Genomic DNA, 18,883 nt, shown 5'->3' on the forward strand with positions numbered 1-18,883 from the left:
TCTTGCAGCGCATATACTCCCGTACACATCTTCATATATGATATGCCATAAAATAGAGATTTTCAAACTGAAAATAAATTCGTAATTCTAAAAAAAATACAGATTGATATTCTACATTATTATTGACATCAATTTTGTTTTAAAGTATAATTTTTCAAGTATGCGGGTGTGGTGGAATTGGCAGACACGCAAGATTTAGGTTCTTGTGGGCGACCGTGCAGGTTCAAGTCCTGTCACCCGCAGTAAAGCTGTTACTTATGTAGCAGCTTTTTTAATATTGTAAATTTCTTATATTTTTCTTTATACCGACTAAAACATTTGACTAAACTATCCTGTATTAATTATAATTATAATAAAAAAGATAGAGGATAGCATACAAAAATAACTAATTGCAATCCTGAAACGGGAGTTTCTTATGGCGTTTTTGGATCATTACAGAGCCACCAAAACATTAACTTATACTCAGAGATTTTTGCTCATCTCTACAGTACCTATTTATTTTATGGTTTTTGCATTGATTTTTTCCCCGATAGATGAAATCTTACCGGGATTATGGCAGATAATCATACAACCCGACCTTTTGATTACAGATTATATTGTTGTCGGAGGAATAGGTGCGGCATTTTTTAATGCAGGAACGCTCACACTTATTTTACTTTTCCTTTTACACCATTTTAAGGTAGAGTTTGACAGACATATTGTTGTGAGTTCTTACCTTATTTTCGGTTTCTCGCTCTTTGGAAAGAACGTGGTAAATATTTGGCTGATACTCTTCGGATTCTTTATTTATGCCAAACTGCATGGATATTCACTTAAGAAATATATCTATTATGGATTATACGGAACCAGCCTTTCACCTGCAATTACTTTGGTAATGCAGACCTTGCATAGTAATCCTGTAATTGAAATCATTATTGCAAGTATTACCGGACTTCTTATAGGATATGTATTGCTTCCTATATCCATTCATGTAAAATCTTCACATAAGGGATATTCTCTTTACAATGTAGGATTTTCATCAGGTATTATAGCTACAGTGCTTGTATCCATATTCCGCTCTTTCGGTATAGATATTGAAACAAGACTTATCTGGGACAGATCACATACTCCGCTTTTTGCGGTTGCACTGTTTGTACTGTTTTCATATATGATTATACTTGCAATAATACTTGACGGCAAAAAATTAATACCTTCATACTTCAATCTTTTAAAAGAAACCGGAGTGCATGGAACTTATAAACACGAATATTCAGATGCCGTATATATCTTTAATATGGCTGCAAACGGAATAATCGCTACTTTATTTGTCTTGTTTACAAAAGGTGATTTAAACGGACCTACTATCGGATCTATATTTACAATTGTAGGATTTTCTCCTGCAGGTAAACATATGAGAAATATCCTACCTATAATGGTGGGTGTATGCTTCTCGGCATTCTTAAAACAATGGTATATCAATGATCCGGCACCTACACTTACCCTCCTTCTTTCCACCACTCTGGCGCCTATTGCAGGAGAGTTCGGTATTATAGCAGGGCTTATAGCAGGTTTTATACATTCATCGGTAGCTTTAAATGTAGGTATTGTTTATAAGGGATTGAATCTTTACAATAACGGCTTTGCAGGCGGTATCGTAGCTATTTTCATGGTTCCTGTCATAGAGTCGATTATTGAAAAAAGAAAAAATGATAAAGAAAAAAAATTAAATAAATCGTAGTTATTAAGTATAGGCTTTAGTTTATAATAAATTTATTATAAATTAAAAGCCTATAAATTTTAAACAGGAGTAAATATGGAAAATATAACTGATGATATGATTCAAAATCTTTCACCATGGAATGACGGTATAAAACCCGGTGATATTACAAAAACCGTAAAAGAATCGGCATGTGAACAGGCCTATCAAGTCAGTCCAAGGTATTTAAATGCGGCAGGCAGACTTTTTGGAGGAGATTTGCTCTCATGGATAGACCTTACAGGCGCTCTTGCAGCAAAGAGACATTGCAATATGCCTGTTTCCACTGTTGCTATTGACAATATACATTTTGCCAAGCCCTTGCACCTTGGCGATATTGCCATTCTTATTTCCAATGTAACTCATGTAGGCAACAGCACCATGGAAGTCAGAGTAAACAGCTATGTTGAGGACCTTGCCACCGGCCACAGATCGCTTGTAAATACGGCATATCTGGTTTATGTGGCATTAAAAGATGAAAAACCTTCAAGAGTACCGAGACTTATACCTGAAACCGATATAGAAAAACGTGAATGGTTTGCAGGAGAAAAACGAAATGAAATAAGAAAATCCCGTAGAAAAGAGGGAATATAATGCAAAATTATATAAGAAGCATCGGTTTCTCAATGTATAAAAAGAAGACGGAAGTCAGGGAACTTCTGGATAAGATTCAAAGAGAAAATATAGCATCTGCAAAGATTATAGTCACTACTGAAAAAGAAAGACTCTGGGAGATACGAAAGAATATCTCTCCTTCACTCGGACTTTGTATATTCGGTTATCTCGAAAATCTCGGTATCTTTGTCAGAGAAGGTTATTTTCCCTATATAAAAGATACTGCTGTCAGTTCTACTGCCAAATGCAGCATTGAAAGACATATAGACAGTACTTTTTATTCAGGTATGATTGATGATAACAGACTTGGTATGTCTTTGATATTCAGACTTTCAAACAGCTTTGACTATCTGGACAATATAAGTACAAGAATAAAGTCAACCGTTCTTTACGGATTCTGTGCAGACGGAAAAATATTATTACCGATAAAAAAGACCTTGGCACAGATGGAAATCTCAAAGCAGAAGCTTATGAACAGAAATATGCTTATAGAAGCAGCAAAACTGGGGGATGAAGCCGCTATAGATACCCTATCCACCGATGATTTGATCACTTACACTACTTTAAATACAAGAATACAAAATGAAGACCTCTACAGTATAGTGGATACTCTCTTTATGCCCTTCGGTATGGAAACCGATATGTACAGTATTATAGGCAATATTTTGGATATAAGTCAGGAAGAAAATTCCATTACCGGAGAAAGTGTATTGCTTCTTAAAATAGAATCCGGTGATATTATATTTACGGTAGCTATAAAAAAGGATGATTTACAGGGCGAAGCCCGAATAGGACGACGTTTTAAAGGCAATGTATGGCTGCATGGTAAAATAAATATTTAAACAAAAAAGGACTCCTTCGGGAGTCCCTTTTTTATACGCAGGTATTATAGATTACCTAGTACCATCCCTGATACATCACTGTATAACCGATATAATACCCTTTGTTCTATTTTAAATTACTCGATGATAGATGCAACTCTACCTGAACCTACTGTTCTACCACCCTCACGGATAGCGAATCTAAGACCCTGCTCGCAAGCAACAGGATGGATAAGCTCGATAGTCATCTCTACGTTGTCACCAGGCATGCACATTTCTGTACCTGCAGGAAGGTTACAAACACCTGTAATATCTGTTGTTCTGAAGTAGAACTGTGGACGATAGTTGTTGAAGAAAGGTGTATGACGTCCACCCTCGTCCTTTGTAAGAACGTAAACCTGAGCTGTGAACTTCTTATGGCAAGTTACTGAACCCGGCTTAGCAAGAACCTGACCTCTTTCGATCTCTGTTCTCTGAACACCTCTGAGAAGTGCACCGATGTTATCTCCGGCCTGAGCCTGATCAAGAAGCTTTCTGAACATCTCGATACCTGTAACAACAGTTGACTTCTTATCCTCATGGATACCAAGAATCTCTACTGTATCGTTAAGGTTAAGTGTACCTCTCTCTACTCTACCTGTAGCAACTGTACCACGACCTGTAATTGTAAATACGTCCTCAACAGGCATAAGGAATGGCTTATCTGTCTCTCTCTCAGGATCAGGAATATAGCTGTCAACAGAATCCATAAGTGTCATGATCTTATCACCCCACTCACCGTTTGGATCCTCAAGAGCCTTAAGAGCTGAACCCTGAACGATAGGTGTATCATCACCAGGGAACTCATACTCGTTAAGAAGATCTCTGATCTCCATCTCTACAAGCTCAAGAAGCTCCTCATCGTCAACCATATCACACTTGTTCATGAATACAACGATATATGGAACACCTACCTGTCTTGAAAGAAGGATATGCTCTCTTGTCTGAGCCATAACACCGTCTGTAGCAGCAACTACAAGGATAGCTCCGTCCATCTGTGCAGCACCTGTGATCATGTTCTTTACATAGTCAGCGTGTCCAGGACAGTCAACGTGTGCATAGTGTCTCTTCTCTGTCTCATACTCGATATGAGATGTTGAGATTGTGATACCTCTCTCTTTCTCCTCAGGAGCCTTGTCGATCTTATCGAAATCAACAATCTTGTTTGTCTCTGAAGGTAATCTTGTAGCAAGAACCTTTGAGATAGCTGCTGTAAGAGTTGTTTTACCGTGGTCTACGTGTCCAATTGTACCAATGTTAGCATGAGGCTTTGTTCTATCAAATTTTGACTTTGCCATTGTTAATTCCTCCTTGAATTAAACCTAAAATTAATAGTAAATTTTGTTTTATTATATAGTATTAACCAAGATTTAGCAAGTTAATAAACTTACTCAACCGGGGTTTTTAAGATTTCTTATCATTAAGAACTTTTTCTTGAACAGACTTTGGAACCTGCTCATATTTTTCAAAGAACATAGAGTAGTTTCCACGACCCTGAGTTCTTGAACGAAGGTCTGTTGAGTAACCAAACATCTCTGAAAGCGGAACAAATGCGTTTACCTGCTTACCGCTTGGGATATCCTCCATACCCTCTATACGACCTCTTCTTGAGTTGATATCACCGATAACATCACCCATATACTCCTCAGGCATTGTTACTTCGACCTTCATGATAGGCTCAAGAAGTACAGCACCGGCCTTGCTCATAGCATCCTTGAATGCCATAGAACCTGCTATATGGAATGCCATTTCTGATGAATCGACTTCATGGTATGAACCGTCATATACATTTGCATGTACACCGAGTACCGGGAATCCTCCAAGGATACCTGACTTTGTAGCCTCCTCGATACCCTCGCCGACTGCAGGTATATATTCCTTAGGAATAGCACCACCGACAACGGTTGACTCGAACTTGAATGTCTCTTCTCCGTTCGGATCCATCGGTTCAAACTTAACTTTACAGTGACCGTACTGACCACGTCCACCTGACTGTCTTGCATACTTGGAATCAACGTCAACAGCCTTAGTAAATGTTTCCTTATAAGCAACCTGTGGTGCACCTACATTTGCTTCTACATTAAACTCTCTAAGAAGTCTGTCTACGATAATCTCAAGGTGAAGCTCACCCATACCTGATATAATGGTCTGTCCTGTTTCAGTATCTGTCTTAACTCTGAATGTAGGATCTTCCTCAGCCAGTTTAGCAAGTGCATCGATCATCTTTGCCTGACCTGCCTTTGTCTTTGGCTCGATAGCGATGTCGATAACCGGCTCAGGGAATTCCATTGACTCAAGGATTACAGGATGCTGTTCGTCACAGATTGTATCACCTGTTGTTGTAAGCTTAAATCCTACAGCAGCTGCGATATCTCCTGAATAAACCTTGTCAATTTCTGTTCTCTTATTTGCATGCATCTGAAGGATACGACCGACTCTCTCCTTCTTACCCTTTGTAGCGTTGAGTACATATGAACCACCGTTAAGTGTTCCTGAGTAAACTCTGAAATATGCCAACTTTCCTACGAAAGGATCTGTCATAATCTTAAATGCCAAAGCTGAGAAAGGCTCCTCATCTGATGAATGTCTCTCAATTTCATTACCGTCAAGGTCAACACCCTTAATTGCAGGGATGTCTGTCGGTGCAGGCATGAATTCAACTATAGCATCAATAAGCTTCTGAATACCTTTGTTACGATAAGCTGTACCGCAACATACAGGGATTGCCCTGTTCTCACAAGTTCCCTTTCTAAGTGCAGCCTTAAGCTGTTCTACTGAAGGCTCCTCACCCTCAAGGTACATCATAGTAAGTTCGTCATCAAGCTCACAAATCTTTTCAACAAGTTCCCCATGGTATAACTCAGCTTCGTCTTTTACCTCATCAGGTATATCAACGATAGATATGTCATCACCCTTGTCGTCATTGTAAATATAAGCTTTCATTTCGAAAAGATCTACAATTCCCTTGAAATCATCTTCTTTTCCGATAGGAATCTGAAGCATGATTGTATTTTTACCAAGTCTTGTATGAATCTGCTCTACAGCTGCATAATAATCAGCACCCATAACGTCCATCTTATTGATAAATGCCATTCTAGGTACATGATATGTATCCGCCTGTCTCCATACATTTTCAGACTGTGGCTCTACACCTTCTTTTGCAGAGAATACACCTACCGCACCGTCAAGTACACGAAGTGATCTCTCTACCTCTACTGTAAAGTCAACGTGTCCCGGAGTATCGATAATGTTTATACGATTTTCCTTTTCACCCGGCTTTACTTTGTTAAATTCCTGTAATGTCCAGTGGCAAGTTGTAGCAGCTGAAGTAATTGTAATACCTCTCTCTGCTTCCTGCTCCATCCAGTCCATTGTAGCGGTACCCTCATGGGTATCACCGATCTTATAATTTACACCAGTATAATATAGGATACGCTCAGTAAGTGTGGTTTTACCGGCATCTATATGAGCCATGATACCAATATTTCTGGTTCTCTCTAAAGGATATTCTCTTCCAGCCAATTGGTTTCCTCCTATTAGAATCTATAATGAGCAAATGCCTTATTAGCCTCTGCCATCTTATGCATATCTTCTTTTCTCTTCACTGCAGCACCTGTGTTGTTTGCTGCATCCATTATCTCATTTGCAAGACGATCGATCTGTGTCTTCTCGCCTCTTTTTCTTGAAAAGAATGTAAGCCATCTAAGAGCAAGAGCTTGTCTTCTCTCAGGTCTTACCTCGATAGGAACCTGATATGTAGCTCCACCGATTCTTCTCGCTTTTACCTCAAGTACAGGCATGATATTGTTCATTGCTTCCTCAAAAACCTCTACAGGATCCTTTCCTGTCTTATCGGAAACCTTATCAAATGCTCCGTACACAATCTTCTGTGCAACACCCTTTTTACCGTCTAACATGATAGTATTTACAAGCTTTGTAACTACCTTGTTATTGTATAAAGGATCTGCTAATACATCTCTTTTTAGTGTATGTCCTTTACGTGGCACGTTTCTTCCCTCCTTAATATTTAATTAGATCTCAGGTACTCGCTTTTTGCGTCCTCGTGCCTATATTTTTTGCAACCAACAAAAAATCGGCACTATCTAATTTGAAAGCTTTGCTTTCTTTTTAAAGACTAGCTTTTTTCTTATTTCTTATCTTTTGGTCTCTTAGCACCGTACTTTGAACGGGCCTGTTTTCTGTTAGCGACACCTGCAGTATCTAAAGTACCACGAATAATATGGTATCTTGTACCGGGCAAGTCCTTTACTCTACCTCCACGGATAAGCACAACGCTATGCTCCTGAAGGTTATGTCCCTCTCCCGGGATATAGCTTGTTACTTCGATTCCGTTAGAAAGACGAACTCTGGCAATCTTACGAAGCGCTGAGTTAGGCTTCTTAGGTGTTGCAGTCTTAACAGCTGTACAAACTCCTCTTTTCTGTGGTGAAGAGATATCGGTTGACTTCTTGTGAAGTGAGTTGAATCCCTTCTGAAGAGCAGGAGCTGTAGACTTTTTAACTGAAGTCTGTCTGCCTTTTCTAACTAACTGGTTAAATGTTGGCATTCCTTTTTCCTCCTTTTTTATTGGTTGCTTTACATTTTTGTTTTAGTGAACATCATCGCCTATTCACTGTATGTGCAAATATCATCGCCTACTTACACAGTATTTAATTCTACTAAAATAAATCTGTATTGTCAATTGTATTTACCGGTGATAAATCTGACTATTTTCTTACAATGTAACAATAAGTCCCGACCTTTCAGCCGGGACTTATTTAAAAGATTTAGTCTTCCTTATTATTTACCTTTGCAAAAGCCGTCAAAGATAATGTAAGCATCAACAGATAAATATATATATTGTTTCTGTCTTCTGTCTTCGGTACAGGCAGCTTTTCTCTTCCTACCGCACTTCCTTTTTCAACAACCTGTCTGTCTACGTTTGCAAGCTGTGCATTTGGAGTTTCTATAGGTTTAACTTCAGGATTCTCTTTCTTTATTCCTGAGTCTATAAGCTGTACCACTCTTTCAGCTCTTATACTTGCATTTGAACTTCCTCCGTAACTTCCGCTTCCCCCTCTTCCTGCATTTGATCTTGTTGCTGTTGACGGTGTCGCTCTGTTCGGTCTTATGATGTAATCATTGTTTCTGTCTCCCGGTATTGTTACATTGCTTGGGGTTGCAGGTATCAGAGGGTTCGGTATTATGATTACACTTGGATTCTTTAAGTATACATATCTTACTTCCTGATCATCCACTCTAAAGATTCCGTCTGTATTTCCTTCAGATCTTAAGAAGTGATAGCCGTTTATCTCTATTGCACTTGTACTGTATGGTAAGCCGAGCTTTCTGCTTCCGTTTAATACATCATCCGCACTTAAGCTTCTTCCTGCCGGATCTACATAATGGATTGTTACATTTCCTGCATTCTTTCTTCTATATACATACACTACTGTTTGCTCATCCTCAGTAAATACTCCGCTTGCATTTGCAGGCATACTGATTAGATCAAGGTTTTCTATTGTTTCTACATCTGTTGTATAGCTAAGGCCAAGCTTTCCTGCTCCGTCTATTACCTTTGGTGAAACCAAGTCTTCTCCGCTTTCCTCATCCACATAGAATACTTTGACGTTTCCTCCGTTCTTTCTTCTATATGTATAAGTTACTGTCTGTGGACTTGATGTTATTACTCCGCTTGCATTTGGAGGCATACTTATAAGTTCATAGTGAGCTATTGTTTTTGCTGTTGTTGTATATGGAAGGCCTGCGTTTTCCACTCCTGATATACTCTCAGCATTTGCAAGCTCTACTCCCGCCTCATCTACATATACGGCCTTTACTTCACCTCCATCCTTTCTCTTATATACATAAGTTACATTCTGGCTTGAAATTGTGTATACTCCGTTTGCATTTGCAGGTAGGCTAAATATCTCATAGTCAGGTATTGTAGCCATACTTGTGCTGTAAGCAAGACCAAGCTTTCTGCTTCCGTCAAGTACTTCATTTGCTATAAGATCACTTCCGTCATACTTTGATATATGATGTACTGTTACATCTCCCGCATTCTTTCTTGCATACTCGTAGTTTACTGTCTGTGTTCCTACACTAAACACTCCTGTTGCATTTGCAGGTACTGTTATAAGATCGTATAGATTTATGTTTTCACTGTTTGTACTGTATGGTAAGCCAAGCTTTCTTGTACCGTTAAGTATTGTAGAGGCATATAATACATCACCTGTTCCAACCTCTATATGATTTACAGTTACATCTCCGGCATCTCTTCTTCTGTATACATATGATACCGTTACATTTGTATTTGAGAAGGTGCCTGATTTATTTGCAGGTACTGATACTAAATCATAGTCTGCAAAGGTCTTTATCTCCGTATCATATGGGAGTCCGAGCATTCCGTCTCCGCTTTGTCCTACCGGAGCATGAAGTGCGCTTCCGTCAGCTTCATCAGTATATGTTGCTATTACATTTCCTGCATTCTCTCTCTGATAACGATAGGTTACTACTATCTCTGCTCCTGTTTGGTATGTTCCTGTTGCATTTGCAGGCATACCGCCTACAAGCTCATAGTTTGGCAAATCTGCAGCTGTCTTTGCTGCTGTTGTATAAGTAAGTCCAAGTCTTCCCGTTCCGCTTAATACTTCATCCGAGGCAAGGCTTGCTCCTGTTATTGCATTTATATGCTTTACTCTTACATTTGCAGCATCTCCACGCTTATATTTGTATTCTACAAGCACATTTCCGGTTCCGAAAGTTCCGGATTTGTTTGCAGGCACCGCTATAAGATTATAGTTTGCAAAGCTCTTTTGATCTGTATCATAAGCAAGACCAAGTTTATTTGTACCGCTTTGTACTACAGGGGCGTGAAGTACATCTCCGGTTATATCATCTACATAGGTTGCCGTTACATCACCTGCATCCTGTCTCTTATAAAGATATATTATCTCTACAGGGGTTGCCTGCTCTATATAGCTTCCCGTTACCGATGCAGGAACTCCCGCTACCAATTCATAGTTTGGAAGTTCGGCTGCCGTCCTTGACCTTGTTGTATATGGTAATCCAAGTTTTCCTGTTCCGTCTAATACCTCATTAGGATAAAGCACTGCGTTACTTCCCTGCTCCAGATGCTTTACTATTACATTTGCAGCATTCTTTCTTCTATATACATAGGTTACTGTCTGCTCTGTTGTAGTAAAGGTTCCTGTTGCATTTGCCGGATTTGCTGTCAACTCATAGTTTGCTACCGTTTTTGCTACTGTAGTGTATGGGAGTCCAAGCTTTCCTGCTCCGTTTTGGGTCTCATCTGCTGTTAAGGATACATTCGTTCCCTGCTCCACATACTTTGCTACTACATTTCCCGCATCCTTTCTCTTATAGTAATAAGTGATGGTTATAGGTGCTGTAGTATATACTCCGTTATCATTTGTCGGAAGATTTGTTGTATCAAGGTCAAAGTTTGCTATTGTCTCGGCGCTCTCCGAGTATGGGAGTCCAAGCTTCTTTGTTCCGTCCAGTATCTTATCTGCATGTAACTGAGTATTTGTTCCTGCTTCCAAGTACTTAACGGTTATATTTCCTGCATTCTTTCTTCTATAGTAGTAATCCACTGTCTGTGGTGCCACTGTGAAGGTTCCGTTCTTATTTGCCGGCTGGGCTACCAACTCATAATTATTTATGGTTTCCTCATTTGTAGTATATGCCAATCCAAGCTTATTTGCCCCGGACTGTACTACTGTGGTCGCAAGCTCTGTTGTAGAGTTCTCCTCATAGTGATGCACTGTCACATCTCCCGCAGCCTTTCTTACATAGTAGTAAGTTACTGTGGTATCTGTAAGTCCATACTCTCCGTTTGCATTTGTTGGAAGAGGAGTCTCCGCCTCATAGAAGTTATCTGTTACAGGGGCTGTTGTATATGGTGTGCCGTTTGGCTGTCTTGTTGTTACAGTCGGTGAAAGTTCGGTATTATCTTCCCTCTTTATATGCTTTACAACAAGATTTGTATATACAGACTTAAGTCCCAAGTTCTTTATTTTACTTGTATTTGTTCTTGTAAGAGGAACATCAAGTTCTACCCAGTTTACATTCGGTACAGGAACCTGATTTTCCTTCATCTTTGACGGAAGACTTACTGTATTGGTAAAGTCATTTCCTATCATTGTTGCCGTACTTGCATTTAAAGGTCTGATAATATCTCCGGCTAAGGTCTCAATATATACCTTATAATCACCCTCTGTACTTATCTTATCTTTAAATGTATAGTTTCCGTCATTGTCTGTAAGTATTGTATCTATAACAGTCTCAACACCGCCGTCCACCTTTACAAGTCTTACAGGTCTGTTTGCCGCTACAATATCTCCCGTATTGTAGCTTCCGTTTTCGTCTACATCATAGTATGCCTTACCGGCTATGATGTAATTATTTATAGTAACCTTTGAGATAAGTGACTCTGAAGCACCGTTTAGATTGTTTCCATACCATGAAGCTACCGAGTTGTTTGCACTTGAACCTGCTTCAAGTTCCTTTGTCTCAGGTATCTTCACTCTATAAGTGAATACGTCCGTACTTCCCGGAACCAACTGATAAGAAGTATTCATCACAGCCTTAAACATAGTAACGCTTGACCAGTCTGTGATTGCTCCTGCCTGCACCCAGTTGGCTGCCGCATTTGCCTCTATTGTTCCTGACGGAGCGTCTGTAGAATAGTAAACTGTATAGCCTGCAGGTGCGGTTACCGGACCTTGCAAGATAGGATACATCTTTGAGCCTCTGGCTACATAGTTGCCGTGCTCGTCTTTTACTATTTCCTTATCATTTTCATATGGGAATATATCCATTACATTGAGTTCTCTGGCATTATCTATGGAGTTATTCCATGCTGATAATTTATACTCTACTATATCGCCGCTCTCCGCATTGATAGCACTGTTATAATTTGTCTCTGTAGTAAGCTTTTGCTTCTTTGTTAAGATAACTGCCCTTGGCGGAATAAAGTTAAACTTAAAGCTCTGGTATGAAAGCCTGTCAGTAGTACTTCCGTTATTATTAGCATCGTACTTATCAAGGAAGTCTACTGTTGAAGATGAATATACTGTATTTGGAGCAAAACCGCTTGCATCTGTTGAGTTATTATCCCATGTCATAAATGACTCTACAGTGTGTTCACCGCCTTCAAGACTGGTAGTAGGCTTAAAGTTAAAATACAATCTATCTACACCACTGAAAGTACTTGTTCTCTTTGGCAGTGTAAAATTATCTAAATCAAACACATATGCTGTTTTTCCGGTACCCTTATAATTATCCACTCTCTGTGGTGTAGTATTTAGGGTAAATCTATATTGAGCCTGATAATTATGGTGCAATGCACTGTCAAACTCCAGCTCCGGATCCACAAGGAATATAATCTTTGCATTTTGCACAGTTCTATCCACACCGACAAATGCATCATAAACCGTATATACATGATAATTTATCTTATCACCTAATTGAACATTTGTAAGAGAAGGATTACCATTGATATTCTGTGAGTGCTTATCCATTCTGATTTTTGCATAATCTCTTTGATAATGTCTCCTTATCACAGCGTCTCTCATACTGTCTCCTGTATTTGAAAGAACCCTTCCTCTATTATATGCTGTATAGAGCTGTCCTGCAGCAAGTCTGTTTTCAATAGTTGTTACTGCCTGAGGAGTAAGTTTTGTCTCTAAAAATAAACCAACAGCGTTTTCTGCATAACCTGAAATAGTTATCTCATCATTGAAATCAAGTCTTACTGCTTTATAATGCTTTGCTGTCATAGAATGGTCAGTATCCCATTTAAAGTAATCAACCTTATTTGTTACAGGAGTATAATTTATATTGGTAGCAATAACTTCTTCACTGCCGTCATCATTTATTCCTATAAGCTTATTTTGATTTAACTTTGCAAGATTTGCCGCATCAAACATTGATTCCCAAACTCTGAAACCATAACCGGTAAAATCCACCATTTCATTAGGGGTATCAAGTATTGATTTAAACTTTACTGTTGATCCTGTAACAGGAGTAGCACCCCAATACTGTGATACATTTATCATCCATTTGTTTTTACCGTCATTATCTCCTAAGTGTACATATCTGTCACCATTATTATTCTGACCGCTTGAATCTGTTTCAGGGAATATATTCCACTTAAAAAGATAAATCTTTTGAGCATATCTATAGGATTTATAAACCCTTGATTTTCTTTCAGTACTAATATCCACACTACCGTCATCATTTATAAGATAGTTGGTCTGTGGTATATAAACAGTTGTATAATTGGATGCATTTACGCTTTGAGTACCGTCATGTTTTGCAGTAAACTTTGTAAAATAGCTTATTGCACCCGGCGGCATATCAATATCTTTTGTTATGGTATGCGCTACAGGGTCATATGTCCAGTCTGCATTATCCGGTAGACTCGGATCCCATATAATACTTGATGGCAAAGTAAGGATTGTTCTTGTCTTTCTTCTGTCTGCACCGTAGTTACTAGCTGTTATTTCTGTATCATTTACATGCTTTGTACCGTTTTGTGCATATGTATACCAGGTATCTGTAAATCCATTCTTTATATGTGAGTGGTTTGCATCTGTTTCATCATCGGATATAATCACATTTGTATCTGTTCCACCTCTACTCCAGCCTCTAATAGTTCCATCATCATGGCTGTTTACACCCATAACATAGGTTTCTGCAGTAAATTGCTTTGTGTTGTTTGCAAGCTCTACACCATCCTTTGTAAAAAGTCTGGTCTCTAATGTAGCTGTCTCACCATTTGCAAACTTACGACTTGTCATAGTGGCTCTGAACGGATTCGATACCATCGGTCCCGGTGCCAGTATATTATACACAACTTTTATTTTCCAATATGCAGCATCCCATGTCACAGACACATTCTTTATAGTAGGAGAGCCTGATACATCAGCAGGTCTTGGCTGATTAAACTCACTTCTTTTTAAATATATTATTGAATACGGTTCTATATAAGTATCACTTGAAACAGTTACATTCAAATAATACGATTCCGGCTTTCCCGGAAGGGAAGTAGTCTGAGTTCCTTCAACATACGATATATTCGTAGTAGCGGAAGTTCCACCACCCATAGCCAACGTATCTATAGCGAAGAATTTTGATATCAAAAAAAGAATCGTTAATATAGTAAATATTAGAATATTTACTTTTTTACTAATCCTAAACAAAATACACCTCCATATTTTTTTATTTTATCACCCTATATTTGCCGTGTTTCAAGTCTAAATACCGAGTCTTCTGCATTAAATAAAGAGCTACATTTCAGCAAAAATTTATATAACATGTAACTCTTTAAAACATTTCTTTACCTATATAGCATAACATTTTAAAGAAATGAATTCTATTCTTTTCATACCTATTCAAAAATTTTGGCAAATAGCATTATTTATTTGAAAAACTACAGATATTTTTCATCTTAGGTTTTTACAAATAATCATATACTGTTTTTTGTGATGATTTTCTATTCATTCATTTGTAGAATACTGAAAGTTTTTATCAAATCAATATTTATCTTTACTTTGGTGTACCTGACATTTTTTCAATATTAATCATTTTAATAAATAGGTTTTGTTTAAATTGTTAACTTTGTTATATTTTAGGTTGACAATTATCCTTTTTTATAATATCATCTTCTTGTATTTTATTTTTATAGTAGGAGATTTTTATGGCAAAGACTATTACAATAAAGAAAATGGCTATAGTATCGCTTATGACAGCCATACTATGTATTTTATCACCAATATCCGTACCTGTTTTTATAAGTCCGGTACCTATTTCTTTAGGCGTACTTGCAATCTATCTGACTGCATATGTACTTGAACCTGTAGAAGCTCTTATATCGGTAGTTATCTTTTTATTACTTGGTATATTCGGATTGCCTGTTTTTTCAGGATATTCAGGCGGTATCGGAAAAGTACTTGGACCTACAGGTGGGTATATTATAGGATTTTTATTTACAGTATATGCAAGTTCAGTTTTTATTCATTTAAAGAAGGGTATTGCCTTTGATATTATAGGGATGATAATCGGACTTGGAATTTGTTATTTCCTTGGTACAATGTGGTTTTCATTACAACAGGGAAAAGGCTTTATAGCTTCACTATTATTATGTGTGGTACCGTTCTTAATAGGAGATGCAATAAAAATTGCTGTTGCAGCTATTATCGGACCTGAGATAAGTAAAAGATTGAATAAATTGAATATATAAAAATACGGCTATGAAATTTAATTTTCATAGCCGTATTTTTATCTTTCTCTATAGCCCAAAGCCTGCTCCAATACTATTTTTTCTTCATCTGTAAGTACCTGATCTGTCTGACCGTTTTCAACTATTTTTATATAATTAAAAGTAGTCTCTCTGGAGTGAATACTGTTTATTATATATCCGGAATTTCTGTAATCCAAAAGGCAGAGTGCAAAACTTAATTTACCACCCATCCCTTCAAATGCGTCATATTTCAATATTCCCATTTTTTGCAGACAGTTTCTTTCAAGTCTGTTCAGCTCTCTTATGGCATCTCTGTTTAATCTGCTTTCACTTTTTAAACTGCGGATATCTTTTCTAAGCAGAATTATAATATCCTCCAGATTCTTTGCAGATTTGCCCGCCATAAAATTATCATAACTCTTGAAAAGTCTTCTGTACTTTACTCTATGTTTTACCATAGATATAAATAATATAAAGTTAAAAATAGCCACCACCAGGATAAAGCCAAACAAAACTCTATTATCAATTGTCAAATTTATCATCTTTTTATCCTAATGTCTTAAAAATATCCATTATTCTATCAAGCTCTACTTGAGAATAATATTCTATTTCTATTCTTCCTTTATTTTTATCTTTCTGGTTTATATGCACCTTCGTTCCGAGAACTCCCTGAATGCTGTCTTCATACTCCTTATAAAATAAAGATAAATCTCTTGCAGTATCATCATCCCCCTTACTTAACTCTTCAAGATCTACCTTTTTCTTTTTTGATAAAGCCTTTGCAGCTTTTTCAGTATCTCTTACACTGAGACTTCTCTTAATTATATCCAAAGCAAGCAATTCTCTTTTTCCTTCATCCTCAAGACTTAACAAAGCTCTTGCATGTCCTGAAGATATCTGCCCGTCTATCATATACTGCTGTATATTTTTACTGAGTTTTAAAAGTCTTAGAGAATTGGTAATAGTAGAGCGGTTTTTTGCCACCTTATCCGATAATTCTTCCTGAGTTAAATTATATTCCTCAATCAAACTTTTATATGCCAAAGCTTCTTCAATAGGGTTCAAATCTGTCCTCTGAATATTCTCTATAATAGCAATTTCCTTAGCTTTTTGCTCATCATAATCTCTGACAACTACCGGAACTTCTGAAAGTCCTGCCGCCTGTGCGGCTCTCCACCTTCTTTCACCGGCAACTATTTCATATCTGTTACCTACTTTTTTCACCAATATAGGCTGTAATACTCCATATTGTTTTACCGAATTTGCAAGTTCATCAAGGCTTTCCTTATCAAACATCTTTCTGGGCTGATCTCTGTTCGGCTCTACCAATGAGATTTTCACCATTAACTCACCGGCGCCTTTACCTGCATCTTCTTCTATATTTCTGTCAGTTGTTTCGTCAATAGCCGCTTTGGTTCCGTTGATATTTCTAAGAAGAGCATCAGCTCCCTTTCCAAGTGCCATTCTCTTTGCCATTTTTACCTCCCGCTTTTACTTAGTACTTCTGATGCCAACATTCTATATGCCTGTGCTCCGGTTGAAGTAGTGTCATATTCTGTTATTGGCATACCGAAGCTGGGAGCCTCCGCCAATTTAACATTTCTCGGTATTATAGTTTCAAAAATATTCTCATCAGATATAACGCTCTTAACACCTTCTATAACCTGTCCGCTTAAGTTATTTCTTGCATCGTACATTGTAAATACAATGCCTTCAATTTCAAGTGTAGGATTCAGTCTTTCTCTTATAAGATTTACTGTTCTAAGCATCTGATTTAATCCTTCAAGAGCGTAATATTCACATTGAATAGGAATAATCACACTGTCAGATGCCATAAAAGCATTTATAGTCAAAAGACTCAAACTTGGTGGACAGTCAATTAATATATAATCATACTGCTTATATATTTCACTGATTTTTCTTCTCAAAGTTCTTTCTCTGTCTTCAAGTTCCAAAAGCTCAATTTCCGCACCGGATAAATCTACATTACTTGGAATAATATCAAGATTTTCCACCTCGGTATTTAGTATGGTATCATTTATATCTTCATCACCTATAATAACTTCATATATAGTTTTTTCCGTATTTAATTTATCTATTCCAAGTCCACTTGATAAATTTCCCTGTGGATCAAAATCTATTGCCAAAACACTTTGTCCTGCCTCCGCTAAAGCAGCTGAAAGATTAACAGCAGTAGTAGTTTTACCTACACCACCTTTTTGATTTGCAAATGAAATAATTTTTGTCATAATATCCTTCAAGCAATTGCTTGTCCTTTCTATATTTATGTTTCCCGTGAAACATTTTTATTCTTATTATTTCAGTTCTTTATTTTGTCCGAAAAGAGCTATATATTTCCTTGCCTTTTTCGAATTTCCAATATAATATCTTTTTAAATAAATGTTTCCCGTGAAACATTCTTTATAGATATATATTCAAAGCTTTTAAAAATTCCTTTTCATTCTCTATGTGAGGATATTTGTTGGAATCATCTATTATCACAGTTTCAATAGCAGAATTTATCTTTACATATTCTTTGGTTATATCCGAAGAATCTCTATTAAATCTACCCTCAAATATTATTATACTGTTATCTATTTGAGAAAGTTCAAACTTTATATTTTTCTTGGTATAAAAACATACAATACTTGAATATAGTGACTTTGGTGATAAACCTCTATGTGCAGCTTCATAACATTTATCCAACATATCATCTGTGAATTTTTCTTTTTTATAGAAGTTCGGTTTTATATTATGTTTTATATTAATTTTGTATACCGCTATATTATATAGTAGAGTTCCTAAAATTGATGTACTGAGTATTGCTTTATATGTTCTGGCCCTTTTTCCCGGTATAAGATGACCGTTTGACAATTTTTCAGGTGAGACAAGTATTATTTTCTCAAACAATGTGCTGTCATTATCACATGCCGCAATAACAAAAGAAGAGCTGTTTCCACTGGTTATTACCGTTGTCCTTTTGCCTATAACTACCTTTATAAAATCAGAGATTAACTGGGAAAATATATGATTTGTATATGTCATAAAAGGCTTTTCAGAAAGGCCGCAACCAAGCAAATCAATAGTATATACAGTATGTGTTCTCGCAAGATTATCTATTACTTTGAACCATTCCTCGGATGATGATGCCACCTCCAAAGAGTGTACTAGCAGAATAGGATTACCATGCCCTTTTTTTCTGTACTTTATATTTCCAAATCTCCATTCAAACTCTTTTGTTTTATCTTTCTCAAGAAGATTTTTTGAAACTGCATGAATTTTTGTAATTTTATTTAATAATGATACACCTATCAATGTAGAGGATGAAATCACCATAGCAGTTAAAATTTTTAGGTATTTTTTCACTTTTTAAACCCCTTATTTTATAGAACAATATAAGTC

At 37.2% G+C, this 18,883-nt stretch carries 13 protein-coding genes and 1 tRNA gene; 5 read left to right on the forward strand and 9 right to left on the reverse strand.

Annotation, left to right across the window (positions count from 1 at the left end; genetic code table 11):
- The first annotated feature begins 162 nt into the window (after positions 1-162).
- The 4 genes from HMPREF1135_RS10210 to HMPREF1135_RS10225 all read left to right on the forward strand — a co-directional run bounded on the left by HMPREF1135_RS10210 (position 163) and on the right by HMPREF1135_RS10225 (position 3,192).
- Positions 163-242 (forward strand) — tRNA-Leu (locus tag HMPREF1135_RS10210).
- 173 nt (positions 243-415) lie between these two features.
- On the forward strand, positions 416-1,717 hold the full coding sequence (locus HMPREF1135_RS10215) for a DUF1576 domain-containing protein (protein WP_007594884.1): 1,302 nt from the start codon (positions 416-418) through the stop codon (positions 1,715-1,717).
- Between the two features lie 75 nt (positions 1,718-1,792).
- Entirely contained in the window at positions 1,793-2,329 is a 537-nt protein-coding gene (locus HMPREF1135_RS10220; protein ID WP_007594886.1) for an acyl-CoA thioesterase, read from the forward strand.
- Entirely contained in the window at positions 2,329-3,192 is an 864-nt protein-coding gene (locus tag HMPREF1135_RS10225; RefSeq protein ID WP_007594896.1) for a DUF3881 family protein, read from the forward strand. Before HMPREF1135_RS10220 ends, HMPREF1135_RS10225 begins: the two co-directional genes overlap by 1 nt.
- A gap of 116 nt (positions 3,193-3,308) precedes the next feature.
- Here the strand turns inward: HMPREF1135_RS10225 and tuf are convergent, their stop codons facing one another.
- From tuf to HMPREF1135_RS10250, 5 genes are all read right to left on the reverse strand, one after another.
- Positions 3,309-4,508, reverse strand: a complete 1,200-nt coding sequence (gene tuf / locus HMPREF1135_RS10230; RefSeq protein WP_007594898.1) for an elongation factor Tu — start codon at positions 4,506-4,508, stop codon at positions 3,309-3,311.
- Between the two features lie 106 nt (positions 4,509-4,614).
- Positions 4,615-6,732 carry an elongation factor G gene (gene fusA, locus HMPREF1135_RS10235; RefSeq protein WP_007594899.1) on the reverse strand — a complete coding sequence of 706 codons (2,118 nt, stop codon included), beginning with the start codon at positions 6,730-6,732 and terminating at the stop codon, positions 4,615-4,617.
- 14 nt (positions 6,733-6,746) lie between these two features.
- A complete protein-coding gene (gene rpsG, locus HMPREF1135_RS10240) occupies positions 6,747-7,217 on the reverse strand; it encodes a 30S ribosomal protein S7 (RefSeq protein ID WP_007594900.1) in 471 nt (156 codons plus the stop codon).
- 140 nt (positions 7,218-7,357) lie between these two features.
- Positions 7,358-7,777, reverse strand: a complete 420-nt coding sequence (gene rpsL, locus HMPREF1135_RS10245; RefSeq protein WP_007594901.1) for a 30S ribosomal protein S12 — start codon at positions 7,775-7,777, stop codon at positions 7,358-7,360.
- A 220-nt stretch (positions 7,778-7,997) separates the two neighbouring features.
- Positions 7,998-14,441, reverse strand: a complete 6,444-nt coding sequence (locus tag HMPREF1135_RS10250; RefSeq protein ID WP_007594903.1) for a MucBP domain-containing protein — start codon at positions 14,439-14,441, stop codon at positions 7,998-8,000.
- 497 nt (positions 14,442-14,938) lie between these two features.
- Here HMPREF1135_RS10250 and HMPREF1135_RS10255 point away from each other — a divergent pair, with 497 nt between their 5' ends.
- Positions 14,939-15,481 carry a biotin transporter BioY gene (locus tag HMPREF1135_RS10255; RefSeq protein ID WP_007594905.1) on the forward strand — a complete coding sequence of 181 codons (543 nt, stop codon included), beginning with the start codon at positions 14,939-14,941 and terminating at the stop codon, positions 15,479-15,481.
- Positions 15,482-15,519: 38 nt separating this feature from the next.
- Here HMPREF1135_RS10255 and HMPREF1135_RS10260 read toward each other — a convergent pair whose 3' ends face one another.
- The 4 genes from HMPREF1135_RS10260 to HMPREF1135_RS10275 all read right to left on the reverse strand — a co-directional run bounded on the left by HMPREF1135_RS10260 (position 15,520) and on the right by HMPREF1135_RS10275 (position 18,847).
- Positions 15,520-16,023, reverse strand: a complete 504-nt coding sequence (locus HMPREF1135_RS10260) for a DUF4446 family protein (protein ID WP_007594907.1) — start codon at positions 16,021-16,023, stop codon at positions 15,520-15,522.
- A gap of 4 nt (positions 16,024-16,027) precedes the next feature.
- The gene (locus HMPREF1135_RS10265) at positions 16,028-16,957 is read right to left on the reverse strand and encodes a ParB/RepB/Spo0J family partition protein (protein ID WP_007594909.1); all 930 of its coding nucleotides are present in this window, start codon (positions 16,955-16,957) and stop codon (positions 16,028-16,030) included.
- A gap of 2 nt (positions 16,958-16,959) precedes the next feature.
- The gene (locus HMPREF1135_RS10270) at positions 16,960-17,730 is read right to left on the reverse strand and encodes a ParA family protein (protein WP_007594911.1); all 771 of its coding nucleotides are present in this window, start codon (positions 17,728-17,730) and stop codon (positions 16,960-16,962) included.
- Positions 17,731-17,902: 172 nt separating this feature from the next.
- A complete protein-coding gene (locus HMPREF1135_RS10275; RefSeq protein WP_034243131.1) occupies positions 17,903-18,847 on the reverse strand; it encodes an alpha/beta fold hydrolase in 945 nt (314 codons plus the stop codon).
- Between the last annotated feature and the right edge of the window lie 36 nt (positions 18,848-18,883).

Source organism: Lachnoanaerobaculum sp. OBRC5-5 (assembly GCF_000296385.1).
Classification (GTDB): domain Bacteria; phylum Bacillota; class Clostridia; order Lachnospirales; family Lachnospiraceae; genus Lachnoanaerobaculum.

Coding starts and splice junctions, on each gene's coding strand:
- HMPREF1135_RS10225 (WP_007594896.1), top strand. CDS start 2,329: ATGCAAAATTATATAAGAAGCATCGGTTTCTCAATGTATAAAAAGAAG.
- HMPREF1135_RS10270 (WP_007594911.1), bottom strand. CDS start 17,730: ATGACAAAAATTATTTCATTTGCAAATCAAAAAGGTGGTGTAGGTAAA.
- HMPREF1135_RS10260 (WP_007594907.1), bottom strand. CDS start 16,023: ATGATAAATTTGACAATTGATAATAGAGTTTTGTTTGGCTTTATCCTG.
- HMPREF1135_RS10255 (WP_007594905.1), top strand. CDS start 14,939: ATGGCAAAGACTATTACAATAAAGAAAATGGCTATAGTATCGCTTATG.
- HMPREF1135_RS10265 (WP_007594909.1), bottom strand. CDS start 16,957: ATGGCAAAGAGAATGGCACTTGGAAAGGGAGCTGATGCTCTTCTTAGA.
- tuf (WP_007594898.1), bottom strand. CDS start 4,508: ATGGCAAAGTCAAAATTTGATAGAACAAAGCCTCATGCTAACATTGGT.
- rpsL (WP_007594901.1), bottom strand. CDS start 7,777: ATGCCAACATTTAACCAGTTAGTTAGAAAAGGCAGACAGACTTCAGTT.
- HMPREF1135_RS10220 (WP_007594886.1), top strand. CDS start 1,793: ATGGAAAATATAACTGATGATATGATTCAAAATCTTTCACCATGGAAT.
- HMPREF1135_RS10215 (WP_007594884.1), top strand. CDS start 416: ATGGCGTTTTTGGATCATTACAGAGCCACCAAAACATTAACTTATACT.